The organism is Rhodococcus koreensis (assembly GCF_017068375.1).
Taxonomy (GTDB): domain Bacteria; phylum Actinomycetota; class Actinomycetes; order Mycobacteriales; family Mycobacteriaceae; genus Rhodococcus_F; species Rhodococcus_F koreensis.
Genome location: NZ_CP070609.1, coordinates 8,652,495 through 8,668,633 on the forward strand (window position 1 = coordinate 8,652,495; position 16,139 = coordinate 8,668,633).

Here is a 16,139-nt window from a genome sequence, read left to right on the forward strand (position 1 = left end):
GATGTCGTTCGAGATCCTCGCCCTGATCTCGGCAGCCGCCCTGGCCGGTCCCTTACTCGCGGTTCGTCGGGAGTGGCACCTGCCGGTGATGCTCGGCGAGCTGCTCGTAGGGATCCTTCTGGGCACGACGGGTCTCCGATGGATCCACCCAGAAGATCCCACCTTCACCTTTCTCGCGGACATCGGATTCGCGCTGATCATGTTCGTTGCCGGCACCCATGTACCCGTCCGCGATGCGACCATCCGGCCCGCTCTCACACAGGGCACCGCGCGGGCTGCAATCGTCGGGGTCCTCGCGGCGGCAGCCGGGTTCGGGATCGCCCGGGCATTCGGCACCGGCCACGCGGCCCTGTACGCGGTCCTCATCGCGTCGTCGTCGGCCGCCCTGGTACTTCCGCTGATCGACTCGTTGCGGCTCGAGGGCACACCGGTAGTGCAGACCATGGCCCAGGTCGCGGTCGCAGACACCGCGTGCATCATCGCTCTCCCACTCGTGATCAACCCCGCCCAGGCCCCCCGCGCCGCGATAGGTGCTGCCGCCGTCGCCGCGACGGCGGCACTGTTCTACACGTTCCTGAAGTACGCAGACGGCCGCGGCTGGCTGCACAGTCTGCACCAGGAATCGAAGGACCGCCGCTTCGCGCTGGAGCTGCGGATCAACCTCGGCGTGCTGTTCGCCCTCGCGGCGCTGGCCGTTCACACCCACGTATCGATCATGCTCGCCGGTTTCGCCCTCGGGCTGGCCGTCGCGGGCGTGGGCGAACCGCGGCGCCTGGCCAAGCAGCTGTTCTCGATCACCGAAGGGTTCCTCGGTCCACTGTTCTTCGTGTGGCTGGGCGCCTCGCTGAACCTGCGCGACCTCCGCGCGCACCCTTCGCTGATCCTGCTCGGCGTCGCGCTCGGACTCGCAGCGGTTGCCGTTCACTGCGCGATACGCCTTCTCGGGCAGCCACTGGCCCTTGCCGCATTGGCCTCGGCTCAGCTGGGTGTCCCGGTCGCGGCGGCGACCATCGGAGAGCAATCGCATATCCTGCAGCCCGGTGAACCCTCGGCGCTGATCCTCGGTGCCCTCCTCACCATCGGCAGCACCACATTCGCGGGCGCAATGGCAGCACGCCACGGTTTCGCTTCGCCCTCCGCTGCGAAACCGGACCAAGGACCCGAGCGCCGGTGACAACCGCGGTCGAGACACACCACCGTTCGAATCGCCGCGGCCACTTCGCCGAGCTCGCCGAGGACGGCAATCCGGCCAAGCCGGTTCAACGATGGCTCACCACTGGTCTCCTCACGGTGCCACCGCCCGCCGAGACCTCGTCCCGCACCGCGCCGACCTCGCGACCGTCTGGTTGCACCTGGCCTAGCGCGGCGATCTGCGCCAGGCAACCCTGCGCCCATTGCCAGCCCTACGCGCCCGTCCCGGTGATCGGCTGCTCCCGGTGCGGGGAAGGCCCGCTGGTTACCGGCACCGATTCCGACACCGACGAAGTTCCGGAGCGGGCGCGGGACTGGCTCACACAGCACGGCTGGTCGGTGGATTCAGATCTACTGTGTCTCAACCATTTCTGAACATCACTGGGTCGCGTCGTCGAGCTCGTCGAGCAGGTGCTGTAGCCGCCGGCATGTCGCTTCGTGCCGTTTGACTTCCCGGCCCCAGCCGCGGGATCGGGTGTAGTCGATCAGGACTTGCTCGGTCGCCAGACGCGCACTGATCGTGTACCGGCGCCGCTCGGCCGGTTCTGTGAGTGCGAGAGGCACGTACGAGAGGCACGTAATTGCGAATTCGAGCGCGGACGCCGCGCGGGTCTCGTTGCGGACGCTGCTGTGGCTGGCTATCGGGATCCTGGTGACGTTGTTCGCGGTGTCCGCTGCCTTTTCGGTGTACGGGAGGTTGGCGGTCCAGGCCGCCGTCGACGACTTGTCCGAGCAGCTGCTGCCCGCGCAGCGGGCGGTGGCCGAGCTGACCACATCGTATCTGAACCAGGAAACGGGACAACATGGGTACACCCTGACCGGTGACCCGCAATTCCTCGAACCCTATGACGCGGGCCGGCGTGACGCGGCCGCACTGCACACCCGCCTGGACACCCTGCTCGCCGACGATGCGGCCGCGCAGGCAACACTGCAGACGACCGCCGAGGCGGCGCAGGCGTGGCGGACGCGGGCAGCGGAGCCGCAGATCGCCGCGCGCCGCGACAACGCGAGCGAACCAGATCGGATCGGGTCGACGACCGCGACGGGCAAGGAGTTGTTCGACGATCTGCGAGCACGACTCGCGGCATTGAGTGCCCGCACCGACATCCTGGTCACCGAGCAGGTCGAACGAGTCACGTTCATCCTCGCCGTGGCCATGGTCGTGACCGCGGTGTATCTGACGCGGCGGCTGCTGACACGCCCGATCGATCGCCTTCTCGCCGACATCAGCGCGGTGGCCGGCGGCGACTACGAGCGGGAGATGAACACCGACGGGCCCCGGGAGGTGGCGATCATCGCGGGTGCGGTCGACACGATGCGGACCAGCCTGTTGGCCCAGAACACACAGATCATCGCGGCGGAGCGGGCCCGCGCCCGCCATGACGAACAGAGCCGGATGGCGGCCGATCTGCACGACGTGACCCTCCAACGGGTGTTCGGTCTGGGCCTGGCGCTGACCTCGCTGGGCGTCCGGCATCCACGCTTGTCGGCGGATCTGGACCCACTGATCGACGAGACAGACAGCATCGTGCGTGGATTACGGGCCGTCATCTTCGATCTGAACTGTGGCGCCGCGGCCGCGCGGTCCGGGGAGGAGGGCAGCCTGAGTGCCGAGGTGAGCGAGATCGTCGACAACAGCGCCGCAGCCCTCGGTTTCACCCCCGATGTCATTGTGGAGGGACCGGTCGACCGGTATTTCGGCCGCGAGGCCGGACCGGAACTGCAGGCGGTCCTGCGTGAGGCCCTGAGCAACGTCGCCCGCCACGCACAGGCGAGCGTGTGCAGTGTCCGGGTCGCCGCCGATGACGACGGCCTCGTGTTGACCGTGAGCGACAACGGCACCGGAGTCGCGGCGGGAGCTGCGCACGGGCAAGGACTGACGAACATTCGCAGCTGTGCCGAGCGACTCGGCGGCCACGCGGACTTTCGCGACCCGGAGCAGGGGACGACGGTCGAGTGGGCGATACCTGCACCGGATGCGCCCTCACCAGTGACTGATCGACCCCCGACCCGCTGACGTGTGCCGCCACCGCGACCCGAACGGCCGGTTCACTGGACAGCTATGAGAACGTACTTTCCGGCGGTGCGGTCGGTGACCTTCGCCGCCCCGGGCGGGCAGGTCGTCATGCCGGACGGTGACAATCGGTTCTTCCCTCGCATCGAATAGCACGCTCCTCGCTTTCGAGGCCGGGAGCATCGCGTCGTTGACGCGCTCGGGTTGGTGGGTGCTCGCGATCGACCTGGCCGGTGCAGGTGGCCTCGACGTGTTCGAGGACTCCGGTCCTGCTCCCTGGAGTGGTCCTTCACGGTCCGAACGGCTAGCCCTCCGGACTCCTCTGGATATGCGATCGAACGTCCCACTGCGTAGTGCACGTGCTGGGGATTGCCCCGATTGTGGTGGCGGCTGTCGGATCCTTCGCCCGGCGTTCAAGAATTCGGCAAGGATTCGATCAGGGTGATCGCCGAGGCTTTTCCTTGTCAGCTTCCCCCGACGAGACAAGGAACGCATCCGATGTCCATCACCCGCATCACCACCGTCGCCCGCACCCTCACCCTGGCCGCCATGATCGGCGTGAGCGCCCTCGGTACTGCCACGGTCGCCAACGCACAATCCGCCACGTCGATCTCCGCCCAGGACGCGACGTTCCTCGACGGGATGGCCGACGAGGGGATCACCTTCACCACTCCCGGCGCCGGGGTTGAACTCGCCCAACACATCTGCGGTGAATTCGGTGATGGTGCCAGCTTCGAGGAGATTGCCGCCGAAGGTTTGGAGAACTCGTCCCTGTCCGCTTACGACGTCGGTTACCTGATCGGTGGTTCGGTGGCGGTGTACTGCCCCTGGTACACCGATGAGCTCCCGGTCTGACACCCGGTGCTGCGCCCCCGCGCCCCGGTTCGGTGCGGGGCCCCGGTGGTTCGTGCGCGTAAGTGAGGGGTGGAGTGGTTGCGCTGTCGGGACGTCGGTACCGCCCGTGCTGGCGGCGGAATGACATGATCGGGGCAGCAAGACCATCCACTTCGGCACCCATATTCCCGACATGCGAGCACTGCTGGCTCGCTGCAAGGCCAGCGGCGACAGTGGAAATGGAAGCACGTCGCATCCTCAAACGCAGACCCTCGGACCTCGTCTTCACTGGCCGCAGATCTCTCACCAATGGTCATCGCGGCGACCGTCCCGACCGGAGGCGGGAGATCGAACGCCGCTCCAGGTCATGAGTGCGGCGGCCATTGCGGCGGATAGTGCATTGGCGGTGGCTGGTTGACGCGAGCGCGGCGGACCATGGTGACGATCACAGTGACGATGCCTGCGATGACCAGCACGACGCCCGTGCCGATAGCCAACAGCAGGTAGGTGAATTCGCCGGCCGTGACGTACCCACCGATGCCGTAGCGAACGTCGGAGGGAGCCCCGGAACAGCTGATCGTGTAGTCGCCGCTGTCTTTGACCGTGAAGGAGAACGCCGGTCGCCACTGGGTGACGGGGATGTTGAAGTGGGACCGGCTCAGGTACAGCGTGTCCTCCCGCGTGGGGAAGGGTTTCGCGGCGCTTACCGAGCACCTGATGCTGCTGTCGGACGTCGTGTTGGTGTACATCGTGTCTGTGTAGATCGTTTTAGATCCACCGGCGTCCACGTGCACCATCGTGGCTTGGTCGTTCCCGAAGCTGTGGTCGTCGGTCGGGGCCCTGCCTGTCAGCTGAACCGCAAAGACGACGGACGCGGTGATGGCGACGAGCACGCCGATCGCGATGAGCGCCGCGCCGACTGCGTACCCGAAACGGCGCGGGCGCTGCTGAGATGACATGGCGTTAACTCCTTCCCACCGGAATGGTACTCGAGCTACTTCACGCCATTGGTGCCTTCACAGGCGACCGGCCGCCACGGACCCCTCGACGCAGTCGCCCTATGTACCGCAGCTCCCACCACCAGCGTGACACTATCCGGCCCCTGTAGCGCGCAGGCCCGCTTGGGCCCTGGGCGTCGCCGGCTGGGTGCTGGGGTGCGGTGGCTGGCCGGGACCAGCTACGCCAATCGATCCGCAAAATTTTGTGGCTGTTCTTATTTGGGTATTCGGTGGTGATGCGGTCTGTACACGAGGACGGAGACTGCTGCGAGACCGACGCCGAGGACAATCAACCCCACGGTAGGTACCTGTCGGCCCTTCTTGCGTCCGGAATTGGTCGAGGCCGAGTCGACGCTCACCGGTCAATCATCGCGCGACCGGCACCTTTATGGACGCGCTTTCGTGCCTTCATTCGAGAGGTCTACCGAAGTCTTTCCGCACGAGGTGATTTCGCGCCAGTGGGCATCGACCCAGGTGTGGGCGGGCGGCAGCCGTGCGCACGCGCCGGTCGCGGTCAGCGTTGATGCCGTCGCCCAGGACACCCAGCCGGAGAGGCCGGGGTGACGGATTGAGGTGACCGGGGGAGCGCAGGCTTTGGGGTATGAACGCTGCGGAGGAAGCCCGCCAGATTTCGCAGGTAACCGTGCGGTTGCTGAACAAGTCGGTGCCGGCGCGATCGCTGGATTCTCCGCTCTCGCCCTGGTCGCGAACCCCGCCATCGGCTCGGCCACGGTCACCGGGTCGTCGACGGTGACCAACAGCGCCACCACCATCACCGTTGTCCTCCACGACATCGCGACCACCGAGGCGCTCAATCACTGTGAGGCGCAGATTTTCCCCTTCGACGCTGCGGTCTACGACAAGACCACCCGGGTCGACGAGATCAAGTACCCCGGTTTCACCGGCGGTGAGGCGACGGGTACCTCGATCGAGTTGCCGGCGGGCAGCTACGCGGTGATCACCCAGTGCAAGGAGGGCGCGAGCACCAACCCGTACGTCAAGCTCGGCCCGGTCGCGCAGGTGACCCTGACCGGGACCCCGGCCCCGGGCGGCACCGGCAGCCTCGGTGACCTGGGCCTGGATGATCTGCTCGGTCTTCTCGGCGGGCTCGGCGGCTAGCAACAACCGGGTCGTCGTCGCTCGTGCGGAGACGACGACCACTTGCTCGGCCTTTCGCCGGCCGGCGGCCGCCCGCGGACTGCGCGAATGTTGTTCGGCGACGTCCCGGTTGAGTGACCGACAGTCCGGTGGGGGCGCCGGACTGTCGGTGCCCGGGGGGTCGGGCCGCGGCGAACGAACGACTCGGAATGGAAGAGCCGGGACAGGCAGGGGGAGGAGGCCTGGCTGGATCAGGGTGTCCGGCACGATGGACGTGAGGTGGTCGATCCATTCGGATTGCACTCCGCGCACCTGACAGTGCGTCAGGCGTCTTGATCGGGTATCGGGTCGAGCCAACCCGCAGGTGCCGAGGCCGCGGCCTGACGGGTGACCATGGCGGGATTTGATTGTCGATTCGCTGGTGCCGCCGGTGGGTCGTTCCGGTGCTGGGTTATCGCGGTGATGTGTCGATCCGGGTCCACTCGCGGGCCCATTGCCGCATCCGGGTCCGGGTCAGTAATGCGTGTCCGAGTGCGGGGACGACGGCGATGCCGCCGGAGCCGAGGGCCCATGCTCCGCATGCGGCGGTCACGGCCACCACTGTGTCGTCTCGGTTGCTTCGGATGGGGCCGGTGAGGTTGCCGTCGGTGTCGACGCTGATGGTGATGGTCTGCCCCGCCGTCGCGTTGGCTTCGGTGGGTACGACGGCGGTGTGGTCCCCGGTGGGCGTCGACCAGCGGACTCGGGCACTGTCTTGGCGGTGGCTGGGTCGAGGTTCGTCATCGGGGGTGTCGGGTGTGGGGTGGGTGTCCTCGAGCAGGACTGCGGGTACTTGATGCAGGCTGGTGCGCTGTGCTTGGGTTTGTTGTTCCAGCCGGGTGTGGGTGGCGGTTCCGTATGCCGCGGCGAACGGTATCAGCAGCAATATCAGCGTGGCGGCGAGTAGCACGAAGGTGGCCTCGTAGCGGTCGCTCCGGCGCATCAGGTGGTTGCGGCTCCACGGTCCGAGTCGCCACCAACGGATCGGGGTGGGTGCCGGTGCTGGTTCCTCCCGACGCATCATCCGTCCTCCGGCGGGATTGCGTTTCTCTCCTTTTTAATTGTGCGACGGAATCGGGTGCGGCGCATCCCCGTGTCTGGTGGTTGTGGGCACCTCCAACCCTGAGGCGGGGCTGCGGGCGGTGCACGATGAGCGAGCCACGCAATCGCGAGATCGTCCGTCGATGTCCTCGCCGCACGAAGCCATCGCTGTCCGTTGTCCCCGCTCATGTCGGGGCGGGGACAGCGGAGGCTGTTGCGAGGTTCGAGCCCCCGGCGACGGTGGGTATCGGGCGTTGAGGTGCGACGAGAGTCGTCATCCGAATACCGCATCGAGATTGTCGGAAAGTGTTGTGCGACTGATTGAATTGCCCCTGCCGTGGCCCTTTTCTGGTGGGTTACCGCACGCGACGACTCTGCTACTCCGGACGCGTCATCGCGCGCCGTGGAGGCCGAAGCGACCGCTACGAGGCCACCCTCGATACTCGCCGCGGTCACCGCGCAGTGCGCAGGAAGGTCGCAGTGGTCGCCGTCGCCGCGGCGATTGTTGGACTCGGCGGCCCGCGGCGCTCGGCTGCGGCGGCGGCGGCGTTGTCGAGGACTGAGCGGCCCCGAATCCGGTGTGAGGGCCCCTGCCCCTCGTGCCGCGGCCGAGACGGCGACCGGTCCGGGGCATAGATGACATGCTCCGATCATCAGGCGGTATGACTGCGGATGTCGATCGATACGATGACCGGGGCGAGGTGAGGGTGTGCCAATGTGCCAGGTCCGGCGGAGGTGGGCTGTTGGGGGCGGTGGGTCGGCATCGTCGCGGTCGCCGAGCCCCGGGAAACGCGGGCATGACTTCCAGATCCCTAACCTCGAAGTGGGCGCATGCGCGCCTCGACACGGGTGCCTGTCGGGGGAGCCGGTCGCGGCCGAGGGGCAGATGCGGGCGCGATCCGGCGGCGGTACGGGAGATCGGCGACCGGCTCACTGACCGGATGAGAAGGTGGGTGCATCGGCACGTGCGCGGCGGTCACCGCGCCACGGCTGTTCGATATCGACGTTTGGGCGGACTCGGTGGTCTCCAGTGTCCGGCGCCGCAGGCTGCGGTGGGCGTACCGCACCGAGCGAGTGGGGGGACCGAAGGTATGTCGATCATTGCGGGCTGCGGGAAGGCCGGCTCCGCCGAGCTTTTGGTTGGACAAGCGGCGGTCGGAGTCGACGGACGGTTCGCCCGGTTCCTGAGCCATGAGCGGAAACGAGGAGGGTGCGCTGGCGTGGATCGGGATCGACTTGTCGGCCGTACCGGGGGATGTGCGCATCCTCGTCTCTGTGGGGCGGTGTCGGTACCGATCCCTCGCCCTGCACGCTCAGGTCGGTGGACACTGGACCTTGACACAATCGCGAGGCTTCCCTCTTGCAAAGGATCACCGATGACTGACACCGCCGTCGACGCCGCAGCATCCGTCCAAGTGACCGAGTACTGGGTGGTCGAGGTGGACCGCCACGATGGGGCGTGTTGCACATTCGGGCCGTTCTCCGCCGAGGCGGCCTGGGCCAGAATGGAACACCGGACCGCGCCCACCCGGTTCGCCGCCGTAGTAGGGAAACGATGAGCATCAAGGACAGCGGCGACGACCTCCTTCGCATCGCGGACGGCCCGGAATTGAGACAACGCGTTCGGGGGCGGGGCGGGTCAAGGAAAGTGACGTTGTGTCGCGTGGTCCTGGTCGTCGTGGCACTGCTGGCGATGCTGCTCGCATATGTAGTAATTGCGATGTCCTGGGCCTCGTACCGACGCTGAAATCGTGCTTCTATCTGCCCCAGAATTCGAACGGCTGTCAGCGAAAACGGGCATTCACGCCGCCAGCGGCGGCGGCGGACGATGGCGTCGGCCGGGTGCGCACAAACCATGAGTGACCACGGACATCGAGACCCTGCACAGTCTGAATGCGAATTTCGCGTGCCAGAGCTCGCTTCCCCAGGTCCGTGCATGATGACAGCCGCGACCTACATGCCCGATTTTGGGCGGTTGCTCACTGAAGTTCGGTCAACAGTGCGGTGAGAGTCTGGTTCTCGGCCGCGGGGTCGGGTGTGCTCGCCCGCATGACTTTGAGGACGTTGTCGATCCGCCCGTCGAGGACGGTCCAGGCGGTGGCGTCCAGGGGGCGTAGGGTCGCCTCGTCGTCGTCCCACGCGGTTTCGAGGTCCTTGATCCGGGCGGTCGCGCCGGTCTGGTCGCCGGCCTGCACTTTCGCGAGCGTGTCCTGGGTGATGGTGCGGAATTTCGTGATCTCTGCCGCCGGAAAATGTGCTGTCACCTGCCCGGGGGTGAGTGTCGTGGTGACGGGGTCGGTGCCGGTTTCCTCCTCGCTCGCGATGGTTTCGTGCGGCTGCCCGGCGGCCCAGATGAGCAGGGCGCCGGTGGCGACGCCGATGACGGCGTAGTACCCGAGCATGAGCCGCTCGCGGCCCGGTGTGGTGGTCACGGTCGCGGTGAAGGTCCGTTCGTTCTCTTCGATGACGTCGCTGCGGGTGAGGGTGAGGTACACGACGGTGGCGAGGATCGCGAGAAGGAAGACCACGCTGGTCAGCGCGGTACCCCAGCCGAGTCCGTGATCGGTGGACGGGGACGCGAGCCAGTCGCCGAGGTTCGCACCCAGCGGGCGAGTCAGGATGTACGCCAGCCAGAAGGAGAGCACGGCGTTCGCGCCGAGTCGCCAGCCGATCGCGATCAAGACGATCAACCCGGCCGGCAGGAGCACCGAGATGCCGGGTCCCCAGCCGGTGAGCTCGAGTACCCAGTCACCGATTGCTGTGCCCAGGGCGAAGGTGACCAGTACGGCGAGCCAGTAGAACACCTCTCGCGGCGTGGTGACGATGCTGTGGATCGACAGGGTCCGCTCGCGGGCGAACCACACACCGAAGACGATGGCCAGGACCGCCGCGAAGGCGCTGGTGCTCACCGCGAGCGGGACGCCCAGGGAATCGGTGAGGATGTCGGTGTAGAGGGTGCCGGTCACGCTGAGCACGACGACCGCCAGCCAGTAGACGAACGGCACGTACCGGTTCAGGCGCAGCTGCCATCCCAGCACCGCGACGAGGACGACCGTGAAGATGAGCGCGGTGGTGTTCAGACCCAGTCCCAAGGTCATGTTGATCCAGTCGGCGAAGCTCTCACCCACGGTGGTGCACAGGATCTTGATGATCCAGAACCACACCGTGATCTCGGGGACCTTGCTCAGCATCACGCGCCGGGTCGTGGCGGAAGCAGACTTCGTTGACTCGGTCATGACCCCTGACCGTAGGGGGATCTTGCTGAAGGCACGCTGAGAGTCGGTGACGGCGACCGGACGAAAGGGGGACGAGCACGGCAACGCCGTCGTGCTGTCGGCGCAGGTTGACATGCCCGACACATCGCGCCTGGCGGGTTCCACAGCTGCTCAGCCTGCTGCCACTGGGTGGGACGTCGGTGGATGGTTCTCAGCGTGTCCACAGCATCGTCCGCGCACCCTGATGGGTGGATGCACCGCAGATGGGAGGCATCGATGATCAGCGCACGAGATCGTTGCGTGGCCACGCTGTCGGTGGGTGCCGCCCTCTTTGTTGTCACGGCGACCCTGGTGACCGGCTGCTCGGGTGCGGGCGGCCCTGCCACTCCCGGACCGGATGTGGCTGCGCCGGGCGATATTCCGGACGATCAGGCCTTTGTCGAGGTGACCCCGTTTCCCGGGTTCGCGGTCACGGTGCCCGAGGGGTGGGCGATGACGGCGGCGGGGCCGGCGGTGACGTTCACCGACAAATTGAACGCGATTACCGTCGATTCACGGTTCGCGGCGACGGCCCCGTCCGAGACCGCGGTGCACCAGGACGTCGATCAGCAGTTCGCTTCTGCCGCCGGATATGTGGCGGGCACCGTGACGTCGGTGACCCGGCCGGCCGGCACTGCGGTGGAGGCGACCTACCGGATCGCCGGGCCGACCAATCCCGTCTCGGGGAAGTCCGTCACGGATGAGGTGGAGCGGTACGAGTTCTTCCGCGACGGCCAGCTGGTGACCTTGACGATGTCGGCTCCGGTCGGGGCGGACAACGTCGATCCGTGGCGCACGGTCACCGATTCCTTCCGGTGGACCTCGTGACCGCCGACCCCGGGGTTGGGGTGATCACCGCCGTGGAGCTCTACCGGTTCTACCGCGCCGCCGGCGAGGAGACGCTGGCGCTGCGCGGAGTGTCGCTGGGGGTTCGCGGGGGTGAGATGGTCGCCGTGGCGGGCCCCTCGGGATCTGGTAAGTCCACGCTGCTGGCGTGTCTGGCGGGCCTGGACGAGCCCGACGGCGGGATGGTGCGCGTGCACGGCGAAGCGCTCAGCCATCGACCCGAGACCGTCCGTGCCCGGCTCCGCGCCGACCACATCGGGGTGCTGTTTCAGCAGGACAACCTGTTCGAGCACCTGACCGTAGCCCAGAACGTGCGCCTGGTACGCCGACTGGTTGCTCCGGTCCGCCGGGTGCCGGTGCCTGATCTGCTGTCGCGGCTCCGGCTCGCAGCGGTGCCCGATTCGTATCCGTCCTCGCTGTCCGGGGGCGAGACGGCCCGTGCCGGGCTGGCGGTTGCCCTGGCGAACGATCCCGCCGTGGTCCTCGCCGACGAACCGACCGGGGAGCTCGATCCCGCGTCCGAACATGCGGTGCTCGAACTCCTGCGGGCGTGGTGCCGGCGCGGGGCAGCGGTGCTGGTCGCCAGTCACAGCCCGGCGGTGCGGGCGAGGGCGGACCGGGTGATCGAACTGGTCGACGGCCGGGTGCTGTGATGAGCACCCGGCCGGGCAGTGCCGCAGCCGGGCCGGTGCTGCGGTGCCGGGATCTGAGCCGGGTCTTCGGGTCCGGGCGCACCGCGCGGGTGGCGGTCGACTCGGTGAGCGCCGACATCGACCGCGGTGCCCGCATCGCCCTGACCGGCCCGTCCGGCTCGGGGAAATCGTCCCTGATCCACCTGTTCGCGGCCCTCGACGCCCCCAGCGCGGGGCACATTTCCTGGCCGGGGCTGGGCGCCGATCCCCGCCGCGACCGCACCCGCATCGGGGTGGTCTTTCAGGCCCCGAGCCTGATTCCGGCCCTCGATGTCACCGAAAACGTGGCGCTCCCTCAGGTTTTGGCCGGCCGCTCGGACACCGCGGCGCGGGCGCGGGCGAGGACCGCGCTGGCTCGGCTGGGGCTCGAACCGCTGGCCGGGCGGCTTCCGGAGGAACTGTCCGGTGGGCAGGCGCACCGGGTTGCGCTCGCCCGCGTGCTGGCCGGCACCGCGCGACTCGTCCTCGCGGACGAGCTGACCGGGCAACTCGACCACCGCACCGGCGCCGAGGTCCTCGACGTGCTGTTCGAGACCGTCGACATGCTCGGCGCCGCCCTGGTCGTGAGCACCCATGACGACACGATCGCCGGGCGCTGCCCGGTCCGGTGGTCGATGCGCGGCGGCCGCCTGCAGATCCGGTCACCGACCACCCCGGTCCCTCCCACGCCATGAGCACAGGTCTGGCCCTGGCGGGGATGTGGCTGACCGGCTTGCTGCGCCGCCGCCGCGGCAGACTCCTCGGCGCCGCCGCCTGTATCGCGATCGCGGTCAGTCTCCTCGCCGCCCTCGGCGGGTTCCTCGCCGCGTCCAAGGCCACCATGACCGACCGGGCCACCCGGGCGGTCGCCGTCGACTGGCAGATCCAGGTGCAGCCCGGCGCCGATCCGGGCACCGTCCTCGATCAGATCCGGTCCTATCCGGGGGTTCGGGTGGCGGACCCGGTCCACTTCGGTGACAGCGCCGGGCTCTTCGCCACCAGCGGGGGCGGCGCCGTGAGCACCGGGCCGGCGGTCATAGTCGGTATCCCGGATCAGTACCGGCAGCATTTTCCCGGCACGATCCGCACCCTCAGCGGAGCCGACTCCGGGGTGCTGCTGGCGCAGCAGACCGCATCGAATCTGCGGGCGACGGTGGGGTCGGTGATCACCGTCCGGGTGCCCGGCGGCGCCACCGCCGCCGAGACGGTGGCCGGGGTGGTGGATCTGCCGCAGGCGGATTCACTGTTCCAGACCGTCGCCGCCCCGGCCGCCGCGCAGCCCCAGGCACCCCCGGACAATGTGCTGCTGCTGCCTATCTCGGAGTTCGACGCCCTCTTCGCCCCCGGGCTGCGGGACGATCCGGCGGTGGTGCGTGCGCAGGTGCATGTCGCCCGGGACCGGAATCTGCCCCCGGATCCGGCCGCCGCCTACGCTGCCGACATCGGCGGTGCCCGCAACCTCGAGGCAACCCTCGCCGGCGCCGCACTGGTGGGGGACAACCTCGGCGCCACCCTCGACGCGGCCCGCCAGGACGCCCTGTATTCGCAGGTGCTGTTTCTGTTCCTGGGCCTGCCCGGTGTCGCGTTGTCCGCGGTCCTTGCCGCGGTGATCACCGCCGACGGGGCGCCGCGCCGTCGCCAGGAGTTGGGGTTGTTGCGCGCCCGCGGTGCCGGTGGCGGGCAGCTCACCGCTGTGGCCGGGTCCGAGGCGGTGGCGGTGGGGCTGATCGGCGGTGTGGTCGGCGCCGGGGCCGGCATCGTCGTCGACCGCGCGGTGTTGGGTTCGCCGGTGTCCCTGTCCTGGTTGCTGTCGGCCGCCACGGCGGGTGTGGTATTGACGGCGGTCACCGTTCTCACTCCCGCCCTGCGTGATCTGCGGTTCTCGACGGCGGCCGCTGCCCGCGCCGCGATCGGCCGCACCCGGCGCCCGCTGTGGCGGCGGGCCGGGGTCGACTTCCTCGCGCTGGCCGCGGCGTTCGCCGTCTACCGGGTCACCAGCCGCGCCGGGTACGCCCTCGTGCTCGCGCCGGAGGGGGTGACCGCGTTGTCGGTGAGCTATTGGGCCTTCGCCGGACCCGGGCTGCTGTGGATCGGGACAGCTCTGCTGACACTGCGACTGGCCGATCTCACCCTCGGTAGGGGCCGCCGGTTCGTCGCAGCACTGTTGGGGCCGCTGGCGGGCCCGCTGTCGAGCACGGTGGCGGCGATGCTCGCCCGCAATCGCCGCGCACTCGCCCGGTCGGTCGCGGTCGTGGCGTTGGCCGGGATGTTCGCCCTCTCGACCGCGGTGTTCAACAGCACCTACCGGCAACAGGCCGAGGTCGACGCCCGGGTGACCAACGGCGCCGACGTCACCGTCACCGAACCTCCCACCGCCACCATCGGACCGGACCTCGCGGGCGAACTGCGCCGGATTCCCGGCGTCCGAGATGTCGAACCGCTCCAACACCGCTTCGCCTATGTCGGCGCGGACCTGCAAGACCTGTACGGGGTCGACCCCACCACCATCACCGGAGCGGCGCTGCTGCAGGACAGCTACTTCGATGGTGGTACCGCCGCACAACTGATGGACCGCCTCGCTGCCCAACCGGACGGGGTTCTGGTCGGCGCCGAAACCGTGGCGGACTTCCAACTTTCCCCCGGCGACCCGGTGAAGCTGCGGATCCAGAACGCCGCCACGACGACATTCGAGACCATGCCGTTCCGCTTCATCGGGGTGGTCAAGGAGTTCCCGACGGCACCGAAGGACAGCTTCCTCGTTGCCAACGCCGCCTACCTCACCCAGGTGACCGCGAACCCGGCGGTCGGCGCGTTCCTCATCGATACCGGTGAGGCAGACACCCCGGCGGTTCGCCAGGCGGTGTCCGATGCGGTCGGTACCGGCGCCACCGTCACCGATATCACCACGGTGCGGGGCACTGTCGGCTCCACACTCACCTCCGTCGATTTGCGGGGGCTGACCCGACTCGAACTGGGTTACGCCGCGGTCCTCGCCGCGGCCGGGTCGGCGTTGATGCTGGCGTCGGGGTTCGCGGAGCGTCGGCGCACCTTCGCCATTGTCACCGCGCTCGGCGGCACCCGGCGTCACACCGCGTCGATCGTGCTCGCCGAGGCCGCCGTCGTCACCGCCGGCGGGGCAGTACTCGGGGTAATCGGCGGTGTCGTCCTGTCCCATCTGCTCGTCACGGTGCTGTCCGGGGTCTTCGACCCACCCCCGGCGACACTCACGGTGCCCTGGGCCTATCTGACCCTGGTGGCCGCGGCGACGGCCGCAGCCATCGCCGCCGTCACCACCGCCGCCGCGCACACGGCCGCCCGCTATCCGATCAGCGTGCTCCGCGAATAGCCGACCCGGCTGGCCGCGCGACAGGCTGCGACCGTCTCAGGGTGTGCACGGTGCCGGACCGCCGCACCCGGGTAACGAAGGGTCGACCGGGGCTTTTCCCGCCCCGCGCTTGATCGAGGCGTGTTCCACCGGACGCTCACCTGCCAGGGCGAGCCCGGGTTCCGACCCCAGCTACCGGAGCCGAAGACTTCTCCACCGGCAGTTAGTGGATCCGCCGGGCCTGGGCAACACCACACCTGAAGCTGATTTCCGCCCGACGGGGCCGTCGATGAGGTCCGCGCCGCTGGTGACCGAGACTGTCGTTGGTCGGATCCGGCTTACACACCGCACCAGCGGAATTGGCGTGCACCGCCACAGTGCGGGGTGAGGCGCAAAAACGGCCCCCGCCACCGATGGGGGTAGTGAACGGGGGCCGACGTGCCGCCGTATCGGTTGCAGCGACCTGCAGCACACGCGCAATCCTACGCACGTGCAATGGGCGGACAGTCACGAATTCCCCTCTTCTCAGCCACATCTCAGTTCTCAGCATTCTCTCAGCGGCGTCGGGTCATACTCCGCGCACAAATTGCTGACCTCGGATTCAGCGTGCCGATGAAATCCGCGCTATCGCAACCCCCTGTGCCAGCGCGGGGGTTCACCGTCGTGCGCCACGATCGGGCTGCCGAACCTCCCCTTTCTGGGACAGGGCCGGTCCACGCGGGCGGCCGGTCACGCCGCGCTTACCTGCCGGTACGTGAGAATCCGCAGGCCATTCGACCGAACCGACGCGATGTCTTCACCGCGCCCGAAGCGATGCGCCGACCGTTG

General features: G+C 68.4%; 15 protein-coding genes. 11 read left to right on the forward strand and 4 right to left on the reverse strand.

The features are described 5' to 3' along the window. Position 1 precedes the first annotated feature (1 nt). On the forward strand, positions 2 to 1,174 hold the full coding sequence (locus JWS14_RS39410) for a cation:proton antiporter (protein WP_206015627.1): 1,173 nt from the start codon (positions 2 to 4) through the stop codon (positions 1,172 to 1,174). A gap of 395 nt (positions 1,175 to 1,569) precedes the next feature. Here the strand turns inward: JWS14_RS39410 and JWS14_RS39415 are convergent, their stop codons facing one another. Then, positions 1,570 to 1,755, reverse strand: coding sequence for a hypothetical protein (locus JWS14_RS39415; protein WP_206016316.1), 186 nt, complete (start codon positions 1,753 to 1,755; stop codon positions 1,570 to 1,572). On the opposite strand from JWS14_RS39415, the gene JWS14_RS39420 reads away from it, so the two are divergent. Continuing rightward, positions 1,739 to 3,208, forward strand: a complete 1,470-nt coding sequence (locus tag JWS14_RS39420; RefSeq protein WP_241031599.1) for a sensor histidine kinase — start codon at positions 1,739 to 1,741, stop codon at positions 3,206 to 3,208. The two genes, JWS14_RS39415 and JWS14_RS39420, sit on opposite strands and share 17 nt — an antisense overlap. Positions 3,209 to 3,703: 495 nt before the next feature. Then, on the forward strand, positions 3,704 to 4,060 hold the full coding sequence (locus JWS14_RS39425; RefSeq protein ID WP_206015628.1) for a DUF732 domain-containing protein: 357 nt from the start codon (positions 3,704 to 3,706) through the stop codon (positions 4,058 to 4,060). A gap of 344 nt (positions 4,061 to 4,404) precedes the next feature. On the opposite strand, the gene JWS14_RS39430 is transcribed toward JWS14_RS39425, so the two are convergent. Continuing rightward, complete coding sequence (locus JWS14_RS39430) at positions 4,405 to 4,998, reverse strand: hypothetical protein (RefSeq protein ID WP_206015629.1); 594 nt, start codon at positions 4,996 to 4,998, stop codon at positions 4,405 to 4,407. A 372-nt stretch (positions 4,999 to 5,370) separates the two neighbouring features. On the opposite strand from JWS14_RS39430, the gene JWS14_RS39435 reads away from it, so the two are divergent. Continuing rightward, on the forward strand, positions 5,371 to 5,601 hold the full coding sequence (locus JWS14_RS39435; protein WP_206015631.1) for a hypothetical protein: 231 nt from the start codon (positions 5,371 to 5,373) through the stop codon (positions 5,599 to 5,601). A gap of 9 nt (positions 5,602 to 5,610) precedes the next feature. Further along, on the forward strand, positions 5,611 to 6,156 hold the full coding sequence (locus JWS14_RS39440) for a hypothetical protein (protein ID WP_206015632.1): 546 nt from the start codon (positions 5,611 to 5,613) through the stop codon (positions 6,154 to 6,156). A gap of 430 nt (positions 6,157 to 6,586) precedes the next feature. Here JWS14_RS39440 and JWS14_RS39445 read toward each other — a convergent pair whose 3' ends face one another. Next, positions 6,587 to 7,195, reverse strand: coding sequence for an Rv1733c family protein (locus tag JWS14_RS39445; RefSeq protein ID WP_206016284.1), 609 nt, complete (start codon positions 7,193 to 7,195; stop codon positions 6,587 to 6,589). A gap of 1,396 nt (positions 7,196 to 8,591) precedes the next feature. On the opposite strand from JWS14_RS39445, the gene JWS14_RS39450 reads away from it, so the two are divergent. Then, positions 8,592 to 8,774: a hypothetical protein gene (locus JWS14_RS39450; protein WP_206015633.1), complete on the forward strand. Its 183-nt coding sequence runs from the start codon at positions 8,592 to 8,594 to the stop codon at positions 8,772 to 8,774. Continuing rightward, positions 8,771 to 8,962 (forward strand): hypothetical protein, encoded by a 192-nt coding sequence (locus JWS14_RS39455; RefSeq protein ID WP_206015635.1) that lies wholly within the window; start codon positions 8,771 to 8,773, stop codon positions 8,960 to 8,962. The genes JWS14_RS39450 and JWS14_RS39455 overlap by 4 nt, the downstream gene beginning before the upstream one ends. A 232-nt stretch (positions 8,963 to 9,194) precedes the next feature. Here JWS14_RS39455 and JWS14_RS39460 read toward each other — a convergent pair whose 3' ends face one another. Next, positions 9,195 to 10,451 carry a COG4705 family protein gene (locus JWS14_RS39460; RefSeq protein ID WP_206015637.1) on the reverse strand — a complete coding sequence of 419 codons (1,257 nt, stop codon included), beginning with the start codon at positions 10,449 to 10,451 and terminating at the stop codon, positions 9,195 to 9,197. Between the two features lie 255 nt (positions 10,452 to 10,706). Here JWS14_RS39460 and JWS14_RS39465 point away from each other — a divergent pair, with 255 nt between their 5' ends. The 4 genes from JWS14_RS39465 to JWS14_RS39480 are packed head-to-tail and all read left to right on the forward strand — an operon-like array spanning position 10,707 to position 15,332. Continuing rightward, positions 10,707 to 11,297: a hypothetical protein gene (locus tag JWS14_RS39465; RefSeq protein ID WP_206015638.1), complete on the forward strand. Its 591-nt coding sequence runs from the start codon at positions 10,707 to 10,709 to the stop codon at positions 11,295 to 11,297. After that, a complete protein-coding gene (locus tag JWS14_RS39470; protein WP_241031600.1) occupies positions 11,294 to 11,968 on the forward strand; it encodes an ABC transporter ATP-binding protein in 675 nt (224 codons plus the stop codon). The genes JWS14_RS39465 and JWS14_RS39470 overlap by 4 nt, the downstream gene beginning before the upstream one ends. Beyond that, complete coding sequence (locus tag JWS14_RS39475) at positions 11,968 to 12,681, forward strand: ABC transporter ATP-binding protein (RefSeq protein ID WP_206015640.1); 714 nt, start codon at positions 11,968 to 11,970, stop codon at positions 12,679 to 12,681. The genes JWS14_RS39470 and JWS14_RS39475 overlap by 1 nt, the downstream gene beginning before the upstream one ends. Continuing rightward, positions 12,678 to 15,332 carry an ABC transporter permease gene (locus tag JWS14_RS39480; RefSeq protein WP_206015641.1) on the forward strand — a complete coding sequence of 885 codons (2,655 nt, stop codon included), beginning with the start codon at positions 12,678 to 12,680 and terminating at the stop codon, positions 15,330 to 15,332. The genes JWS14_RS39475 and JWS14_RS39480 overlap by 4 nt, the downstream gene beginning before the upstream one ends. Positions 15,333 to 16,139 lie beyond the last annotated feature (807 nt).